Here is an 8,755-nt window from a genome sequence, read left to right as displayed (position 1 = left end):
AGAATACCGCCCACCACGCCGACGGCAATGGGGGGGATACCCCAAGGCACGTTGTTTTCAATTACCTCGGCAATGGCGTTGATCTGGGTGCCGCATCCGATGCCGAAGGAGGCCAGAGTGGCCAGAGCGGCAAAAAGCACACCCAGCCACTTCATGTTCAGTCCCCGCTCCAGGGCATACATGGCGCCGCCCTGCATCTTGCCGTCGGGGGTGCGCACCCGGTACTTGACGGCAATGAGGGATTCGGCGTATTTGGTGGCAATGCCGAACACACCGGCAATCCAGCACCAGAACACCGCCCCGGGGCCGCCCAGATAGATGGCGGTACCCACGCCGATGATGTTGCCGGTGCCGATGGTGGAAGCCAGAGCGGTGGTAAGGGCCTGGAACTGGCTCACGTCGCCGGGGGCCTCCGGGTCACGGGTCACCGACAGCTTGATGCCCGTCCAGGTCTTGCGCTGGATAAACCCGGTACGCACCGTCATAAACAAGTGGGTACCCAGCAGCAGGATAATCATGGGCAATCCCCAGATGTAACCGTCCAGCCAGTTGATGAAGTTGATGATCGCGTTCACAGTGTCTCCTCTTTTCTCTCTCGTTTTATTGGTTCTGCTCCAGCCATTTTTTCAGCTGTTCCGCCATGGCGGAGCTTCCCTTCTCCTCATTCTGCGCCTGCTGCTGCAAATAGCGGCGCACGTCCCCCTTGCCCGCCGATTTCTCCGAACGACGCTGCTTGAAATCGCTGAGCTTCTCCCGGTAGCCGCACACACAGGCAAACATCTGCTTGTCCCCCTCCCCCCGCAGTTCCATTTTCTTGTGGCAATTGGGACAGCGGGCGTTGGTAATCTGCTTGACGCTGCGGCGGTAACCGCACTCCCGGTCGGGGCATACCAGCATCTCCCCCCGCTTGGTTTTCACCCGCAGCAGATACTTGCCGCAGTCGGGACAGGGGGAGCGGGTCTGGTTGTCGTGGCGGTAGGTGGCGTCGCTGGCCTTCACCTGGCTCACCAGGCTGGAGGCAAAGCTCCGCATTTCCTCCACAAAGGCATCCTCCCGTTCCTTCCCCTGGGCAATGTCCCCCAGCCGCTTCTCCCAGCGGGCGGTGAGGGCGGCCGAGCGCAAGTCCGCGGGGGCCAGGGCCACCACCTGGATGCCCTTGGAGGTGGGCCACAGCTCCTTCCCCCGCCGCTCGATGTAAAAGGCGGAGAACAGCTTTTCGATGATGTCCGCCCGGGTGGCGGGGGTACCCAGTCCGCCGGTCTCCTCCAGAATCCGGCCCTGCTCCCTGTCCTGGACCTGGGCGGCGGGGTGCTCCATGGCGGTGAGGAGGGTGGCCTCGGTGTACCGCTTGGGGGGCGAGGTCTGGCCCGTCCGGGCTTTGGCCCAGCGGACGGGCAGCTTATCTCCCTGCCGCAGCTCGGGCAGGGTCTGGTCCCGCTCCTCCTCATCGGACTCCTCTTCCTCCAGGGCGAAGGAGCGGTCGTAGGCCGCCTTCCACCCCTGCTCCTTCACGATCTTCCCCTTGGCGTGGAGGACTTCATTGCCCACCCTCACCTTCAGGGTAACCTCCTCGTATTGGAAGGGGGGCAGCAGCACCGCCAAAAACCGGCGCACCACCAAATCGTAAATATTCCGCTCCGGGCCGGACAGCCGCCAAAGCTGGGGCTGCTCCTCGGTGGGAATAATGGCATGGTGGTCGCTCACCTTGGCGTCGTTTACCAGATAGCGGGTCTGGAGGGGGCGGGTCAGCAGAATCTGCTGGGCTAGGGGCTTGTACTCCTCCACCAGCACGCTGCGCAGCCGCTCGGGCAGGGTGGCCACCACATCCTGGGAGATGTAGCGGGAATCGGTGCGGGGATAGGTGAGCAGCTTGTGGACCTCGTACAGGTTCTGCATGATGGACAGGGTCTCCTTGGCGGAATAGGCGTACTTCTTGTTGGCGTCCCGCTGCAGCTCGGTCAGGTCATAGGCCGCGGGGGGCGGGGTCTGTTTCCGGGTCTTTTTTACCTCCACCAGCGTCCCCATGCCACCTGTCAGGGCGGCGGCAAGGCCCTCCGCTTTCTCCCTGTCAAAAGTGCGGGCCTGGCCCTTGGCGTCCCGCCAGGTGGCGGTGAAGCCGTCAAACCCCGCCTGCACCGTCCAGAAGTCACGGGGCTGGAAGGAGCGGATCTCCTCCTCCCGGTCCACGATAAGGGCCAGGGTGGGGGTCTGCACCCGCCCGGCGGAGAGCTGGGCGTTGTGCTTGCAGGTGAGCGCCCGGGTGACGTTGAGGCCCACCACCCAGTCGGCCACACTCCGCGCCCGGGCGGAGCGGAAAAGGTTGTCGTACGCTTCGGCGGGACTCAGGTGGGCAAAGCCCTCCCGAATGGCCCTGTCGGTCTGGGAGGAAATCCACAGCCGTTTGGCCGGGCGCTTCCACCCCGCCTTCTCCATAATCCACCTGGCCACCAGCTCTCCCTCCCGGCCGGCGTCGGTGGCGATAACCAAATCGGACACGTCCCCCCGGCGCATCAGGGCCTGCACCGCCCGGAACTGCCGCCCGGTCTGGGGGATAACCACCGTTTTCATCTTTTCCGGCAGCATGGGCAGGGTAAGCATGTCCCACTTGGCCCACGCCTTGTCGTAGTCCTCCGGGGGTGCCAGCTCCACCAGGTGGCCCAGAGCCCAGGTGACGATATACTTCTCCCCCTCCAGGCAGCCCTCTCCCGCTTTCCTGCATCCCAGCACCCGGGCCAATTCCCGGCCCACCGAAGGTTTTTCCGCCAGAACCAGTGTTTTTGCCATAAAACTTCTCCTAACCGCCGGAAACCGGCGTTTTTGCCCCAATCAGGCGGATTGACAATCTCGCAGCGCTTTGGTATGATACATGCAGAAGGAGCCCCTGCTTCAGCCGACTGGAAAGGAGTACCCTATGTTTGGATTTGCCGGTTTGCAGATTAAGCTGAGTCAGAACCTGCCCCCCGAGGACCGGATGAGCGGAGAGGAGCGGGCCTGCCGGAAGCGGGCCAGGGACGCCGAGTGGAAGTTCCGGGTATCCAAGGGCTATGAGAAGGACACCTTCTGGAACAAGCTGAAGTTCCGCATGTCTCATCACGATTAACCTGTGCCGCGGGCTCCGCCCGTGGTCTTTTTTTGCCTTTACAGGCTCATGCTCCAGTTCCCCAGTTCATCCAGGATGGGAATGAGCCGCCGGCAGGACTCGGTAATGGCATACTCCACCCGTACCGGCACCTCCAGATACTCCCGCCGGGTCACCAATCTGTCCTCTTCCAACTCTCGCAGAGCGTTGGCCAGCACTGTGTTGGACACCCCGTCCAGGGTCTTTTTCAGCTGGTTGTACCGGGTGGGACCGTTGTTGGACAGGGCGCAGAGAATCTGCATCTTCCACTTGCCCCCAATGAGGGCCAGAGCCCGGTTCAGGGGGCAGGCCTCCATGCAGGGGCAGTTGTCATGGGTGGGCTGCATGGTCAGTTCCTCCTTACCTGGTATGAAAATTCTGCGTTCTTGCACGTTAGTTTGTTAGGTCTTATAATACTACCAGGTTGGAAAAAAGAAAAGCATTTTTTGGGAGGATTGGCTTATGCCGTTTGAATTTCAATTTCTGCCCCCCTACTTTCAGGGTCTCATTCTGGGGCTGGCCTATGTGGCCCCCATCGGCATGCAGAATCTGTTCGTCATCAACACCGCCCTCACCCGGCCCCGGCACAAGGCCATTCTCACCGCCCTTATCGTCATCTTTTTTGATATTTCCCTGGCTCTGACCTGTTTCTTCGGCGTAGGCGCTCTGATGAACCGGTTCACCTGGCTGCAGCTGGTGATTCTGCTGGCGGGAGGCCTCATTGTCATCTGGATTGGCATAGGTCTGCTGAAGGACAGGCCCACCATGGACCACAGCGTGGAGGTAGAAATGCCCCTGACCCGGGTTGCGGCCAAGGCCTGCGTGGTCACCTGGTTCAATCCCCAGGCCCTCATCGACGGCACGGCGCTGTTCGGCGGCTTCCACGCGGACAATCCGGGCGCAGTAAGCTCCCAGCTGATTCTGGGATCCTCCACCGCATCGGTGGTGTGGTTTTTGGGTATCACCATTCTGATTTCCTGCTTCTCCGCCCGATTCAACGACAAGATTCTCCGCGTCATCAATCTGGTGTGCGGTGCCGTCATGATTTTCTATGGGGCTAAGCTGCTGTTCAAATTCGCTGAGATGATTCTTTAACAGCCGGGGCCGCTCCCAAAAGGGAGCGGCCCCGCAGCACGTTTTTCCGTTTATTGGGCTGTCACCAGATGGACCAACACCTGGGTCATCTTCTCCAGGGCGGCCACCGGAATATACTCGTGGACGCCGTGGAAGTTCAATCCTCCGGTACACAGGTTGGGGCAGGGCAGGCCCATATAACTGAGCCTGGCCCCATCGGTGCCGCCCCGAATGGGTATCTCTATCGGCGTTACCCCGGCGGCCTCCATGGCTGCCCTGGCCCGGTGGACGAGGTACATGTGGGGTTCAATCTGCTCTTTCATATTGTAGTAACTGTCTTTCAGCGCCACTTCTACTGTGCCGGCGCCATATTTGGCGTTGAGGTACTCCCCCACCCGCTCCAGGTATGCCTTCCTGGCCAGGAACTTTTCCATGTCGTGGTCCCGGATGATGTACTCCAGCCGGGTCAGGGTCTCATCCCCGTGCATCTCGCTCAGGTGATAGAAGCCCTCCCGTCCCTCGGTGTGGGAGGGAGTCTCCGCCGGGGGCATCATGTCCGCCAGCTCCAGACCGATGAGCAGAGCATTTTTCATCTTGTTCTTGGCGGAGCCTGGGTGGATGTTCACCCCGTGGATGGTGACGGTGCCGCTGGCGGCATTGAAGTTCTCATACTCCAGCTCCCCCAGCTCTCCGCCGTCCACCGTGTAGGCTACCGCGGCGCCGAACCCGGGGACATCAAAATGGTCGGTGCCGCCTCCCACCTCCTCGTCGGGAGTAATGCACACCGCAATTCGGCCATGGGAAATCTCCGGGTGGGCCATTAGATAATCCACGGCGGCAAAAATCTCCGCCACTCCCGCCTTGTCGTCTGCCCCCAGCAAGGTGGTACCGTCGGTGACGATGAGTTCCTGACCCACATACCTGGCCAGGCTCTCAAAGTCTGCCGCCCGCATGACAATGTTCTTCTCCTGGTTGAGCACCAAGTCGCCCCCCTGGTACCGGACAATCCGGGGCTTCACACCGGCGCCGGGGGCGGAGGGCGAGGTATCCATATGGGCAATCAGTCCCACACAGGGTACCCCTTCGCAGCCGGCGGAGGCGGGCAGCCAGCCATACACATAGCCGTACTCGTCCAGGTGGGCATTGTGCAATCCCATCTGGTTCAGCTCCTCCGCCAGGGCCGCACCCAGAATTTTCTGCTTCCCGCTGGAAGGAAAGGTATCACTATGCTCGTCCGACTGGGTATCATATGAGACATACTTCAGAAAACGGTCAACGGCGTTCACGGCGATCTTCCTTTCTATTGACGGACGTTGGGCCTTTGGAATAAACTAACCATATATCTTTGTTATTTTACCACAGACGGAGGCGCATTTCCATGGTTTCCAAAGAGGTTTTTACCTTTTCTTCCAGCGACGGCGTCCATCAGGTATCAGCCGTATGGTGGCGTCCGGAGGGGTCGCCCCGTGGGGTGGTGCAGCTGGTCCACGGCATCTCCGAACACATGGGCCGTTACGATAGCTTTGCCCGCTTTCTGGCGGAGCAGGGCTTTGCAGTGGTGGGCCATGACCACCTGGGTCACGGCGGCACCGCCCAAGACGCCTCGGAATACGGTTGGTTTGCCGACCGGGACGGGTGGAGGTATGTCCTGGAGGATACTCATGCGCTGTTTCTGCGCTCCAGTCAGACCTACCCGGAACTGCCCTATTTCCTCATGGGACACTCCATGGGTTCCTTCGTGGCCCGTGGATTCCTGATCTTCTGGCCGGGCGCGGCAGATGGCGCCATTCTGTCCGGCACCGGACAGGAGCCGCCCCTGACCGTGGCGGCGGGGCGGATTCTTTCCGCCCTGTTTACCCGCCTCTCCGGTCCCAGAGCCCATAGCAGGCTGCTCAACGCTCTGTCCGTGGGGGCATACAACAAGCAGTTCAAGCCCAACCGCACCGGGGCAGACTGGATTTCCCGGGACCCGGCGGTGGTGGACGCCTACTGCGCCGACCCCCTGTGCCGGTTTCTCCCTACAGTGAGCATGTTCCACGACATGATGGTGGGACTCCAGCTGCTGGCCAGGCCGGAAAATCTGGCTAACATGGACCCGGACACTCCGGTGTACTTCTTCTCCGGCGACAAGGACCCGGTGGGGGCCTCAGGCAAAGGCGTGCAGAAGGTGGCGGGCTGGTTCCGAAAAGCGGGCGTGAAGGATGTAACGGTAAAGCTGTACCACGATGGCCGTCACGAGATGCTCAATGAGCTTAACCGGGAAGAGGTCTGCCAGGACGTGCTGCACTGGCTGGAACAGCATCTAGTCTAGCAGAAATATAACCTCCTGCGCGGTGCTTCCATTCTACACCACGCAGGAGGTTTTCACAAAGTTCGGGATAGTCTCTCCCGGATCACACCAAGGCTGCTGTAGCAGGCCGCAATCCTTCGCTCCAAACAGCGGTTTTCTCCTGACGGTTCAGTGTCTGTAAACTTTTCTCCATAACTGTCTCCCCAGTCTCGGATCATATCTTCCAGCTTTCGAGACTCCACGATACTATCCGCTGTCATGGGGATAATTCCCCCTTGTCATCCACGTTTTGGAAAGCGCCGCCGGGTTTGACGGTTTCCAAATTAGTGCCACTTTCTCTTGCAAACGATGCTATAAGTCCTTTTTGGGGAAGATCGTAATCAATTCCTAGAACAGTAACCTTTTTCCCTTTTTTCTCCTTATTATAAAGAGTAACTTGTATAGTATTTATATCGTTTATTTTGATTGGGTGTGGTTTGCTATCTCGCTGTAACAAGCATGGAATAATTCTTATATTTTGATCGGTTTCTAATACTCCGTTCACATTTTTCAGGCTGTTGGTATTGATAATACTTGTATTTATATTAATATTATAGCGGGATGGAAAATCAAGTCTCATAGGTATGAATTCCTGTGAGTACCTCGTTTTATGGGAATTCCTAAAATTTACATTATTAACAATAACAGCATCAACAAGTTGATTATCATCTTTTAATGCCATACGTATATCGCACTTCCAAAACTGGAATGCTACTTGGGATGAATTTGAATAGTGAAATTCAAGCATTAGGATAACCAGCAGGCCTTCTATCATCTCTGGATTTCCTTGGCTATTTATAACATTTGCTTGGAAATTTTTAATAGATTGAATATCAAGAATTTTGGCACTGAGCTTTGTGCGATGGAAAATAACGGTTTCAATTAATTTAGGAATCCAGGCACATGCCCCTACTGCACTAATAATAATGTTAATATTTCTATGATTTTCATTTCCAAATTTCTATACACCACTCTACAAAATATTTCCAGCCAGCTTCGCTGCTCACCTATTTTAGACTTCTTTTGGGACTCATCATTATCCAAATAATCGCTCTTGGCCTCCGCCATCCAGCACCTTTCTTTCAAAGCCTATTACGATGATGCTGGGTAGGTGCGGGCAGGGCCTTTTATCTTGATGAAAAGTTCTACCGATTTTCTGATTATCTTGGCACCACTTCGCAAATGTCGGAATTGCTTGGAATATCAAGCATTTCCGGCATTTTGCGTTTCGGAAGATACCCCGCATATCATGGCATATCGGAGCCTCATTTGGCGGTCAAAAGTAGTAAAAGCGTAGTAGAAAACCGGCCTTACTACTAAGCCGCCAGCTTGTCCATCGCCGCCTTCGCAGAGGCGTAATCCGCATGAGCGTAATAGTTCAGCGTCATGGTGATGTTGGAATGTCCCATGATGTATTGCAGGTCTTTGGGGTTCATTCCAGCCTGGGCAAGCCGAGTGCAGAAAGTGTGCCGCATGGTATCTTCTGCTTTTTGCTATTACCTTTCTCATTGAGGCTGTTTTGCACTTTGAAGCTCTGTCCATTGGCCTTGTTTTGGGAAACTTGAAAACATATCTTCTGGATGGGATCGGCGTGTTCTTTGCCATTTCCCCGATTATTGCTTTGGTGGCCCGGATGAAAAAGGGTTATTGGCTGGCGCTGGTATTTGCTGAAATTTATTCGTTCGCCGGGCTGTTCGCAAGTATGTCCAACCAGCTAAAGACGGTATATCCCATGACAGCCGTTTTCAATATCTCCGGCTATTACGATGCAAGCATGGTTCAGGTTTTAATTGGTATCATAGTTCTGCTGGCCTGTGCTGTTCTGGCTCTGTTCATTCTGGAAGGACTGAATAGGAAAACAAAATAATTCGGATTTCCTAACTAACCAGATAAGAACACAGTAAGGAGCTGATAGAAAGGGGAAGTTAATGAGAAAATTGCTTGTCATAGACGACAATTTGGATTTTTTAGGTTTTTTGGCCTCTGCTTTAGAAAAGTATTTTGAGGTTTATACAGCAACAGGGGTAAAAGATGCGTTGCGATTGCTGGAACATCAAAAAGTCGAAGCAATCTGTTCAGATTATAATATGCAGGATGGCACAGGACTGGATTTGCTCGAAGAAATTCGTCAAAAAGGGATTACTGTCCCTTTCCTGCTGATAAGGTACAATAAGTTTCGCAAATTGAAAAGAAGATAAAAAGAGACATGGTTTGCAGAACTCTGGTAGAATGAA

Annotated in this window: 10 protein-coding genes and 1 pseudogene; 5 read left to right on the top strand and 6 right to left on the bottom strand. The window is 56.0% G+C overall.

Features of this window, described 5'->3' with window-relative positions:
• Both Q0J74_RS08995 and Q0J74_RS08990 read right to left on the bottom strand, forming a co-directional pair.
• On the bottom strand, positions 1–575 hold a 575-nt coding region (locus Q0J74_RS08995; protein WP_363315576.1), incomplete at its 3' end, for an alanine:cation symporter family protein.
• 25 nt (positions 576–600) lie between these two features.
• On the bottom strand, positions 601–2,784 hold the full coding sequence (locus Q0J74_RS08990; RefSeq protein WP_297213575.1) for a DNA topoisomerase III: 2,184 nt from the start codon (positions 2,782–2,784) through the stop codon (positions 601–603).
• 127 nt (positions 2,785–2,911) lie between these two features.
• Between Q0J74_RS08990 and Q0J74_RS08985 the strand changes: the two genes are divergently transcribed.
• A complete protein-coding gene (locus tag Q0J74_RS08985) occupies positions 2,912–3,100 on the top strand; it encodes a hypothetical protein (protein WP_297213573.1) in 189 nt (62 codons plus the stop codon).
• 38 nt (positions 3,101–3,138) lie between these two features.
• On the opposite strand, the gene Q0J74_RS08980 is transcribed toward Q0J74_RS08985, so the two are convergent.
• On the bottom strand, positions 3,139–3,465 hold the full coding sequence (locus Q0J74_RS08980; RefSeq protein WP_297213571.1) for a winged helix-turn-helix transcriptional regulator: 327 nt from the start codon (positions 3,463–3,465) through the stop codon (positions 3,139–3,141).
• Positions 3,466–3,601: 136 nt separating this feature from the next.
• On the opposite strand from Q0J74_RS08980, the gene Q0J74_RS08975 reads away from it, so the two are divergent.
• Positions 3,602–4,213: a LysE/ArgO family amino acid transporter gene (locus tag Q0J74_RS08975; protein ID WP_297213577.1), complete on the top strand. Its 612-nt coding sequence runs from the start codon at positions 3,602–3,604 to the stop codon at positions 4,211–4,213.
• 50 nt (positions 4,214–4,263) lie between these two features.
• Here Q0J74_RS08975 and pepT read toward each other — a convergent pair whose 3' ends face one another.
• Positions 4,264–5,478 carry a peptidase T gene (gene pepT / locus Q0J74_RS08970; protein ID WP_297213569.1) on the bottom strand — a complete coding sequence of 405 codons (1,215 nt, stop codon included), beginning with the start codon at positions 5,476–5,478 and terminating at the stop codon, positions 4,264–4,266.
• A 92-nt stretch (positions 5,479–5,570) separates the two neighbouring features.
• Between pepT and Q0J74_RS08965 the strand changes: the two genes are divergently transcribed.
• Complete coding sequence (locus Q0J74_RS08965; protein ID WP_297213567.1) at positions 5,571–6,503, top strand: alpha/beta hydrolase; 933 nt, start codon at positions 5,571–5,573, stop codon at positions 6,501–6,503.
• Positions 6,504–6,738: 235 nt separating this feature from the next.
• Here the strand turns inward: Q0J74_RS08965 and Q0J74_RS08960 are convergent, their stop codons facing one another.
• Together Q0J74_RS08960 and Q0J74_RS08955 are read right to left on the bottom strand one after the other, a co-directional pair.
• Positions 6,739–7,296, bottom strand: a complete 558-nt coding sequence (locus Q0J74_RS08960; protein ID WP_297213564.1) for a hypothetical protein — start codon at positions 7,294–7,296, stop codon at positions 6,739–6,741.
• 541 nt (positions 7,297–7,837) lie between these two features.
• Positions 7,838–7,999 (bottom strand): annotated as a pseudogene (locus tag Q0J74_RS08955) (tyrosine-type recombinase/integrase); the annotation flags it as partial.
• 41 nt (positions 8,000–8,040) lie between these two features.
• Between Q0J74_RS08955 and Q0J74_RS08950 the strand changes: the two are divergent.
• Positions 8,041–8,388: an ABC transporter permease gene (locus Q0J74_RS08950; RefSeq protein WP_363315574.1), complete on the top strand. Its 348-nt coding sequence runs from the start codon at positions 8,041–8,043 to the stop codon at positions 8,386–8,388.
• A 61-nt stretch (positions 8,389–8,449) separates the two neighbouring features.
• Positions 8,450–8,719, top strand: coding sequence for a response regulator (locus Q0J74_RS08945; protein ID WP_297213561.1), 270 nt, complete (start codon positions 8,450–8,452; stop codon positions 8,717–8,719).
• Positions 8,720–8,755: the final 36 nt, after the last annotated feature.

It is taken from the genome of uncultured Flavonifractor sp. (assembly GCF_944387675.1).
Taxonomy (GTDB): Bacteria; Bacillota; Clostridia; order Oscillospirales; family Oscillospiraceae; genus Flavonifractor.
Note: the sequence above shows the minus strand (reverse complement) of the source record. Positions and strands in the feature narration are given on the sequence as shown.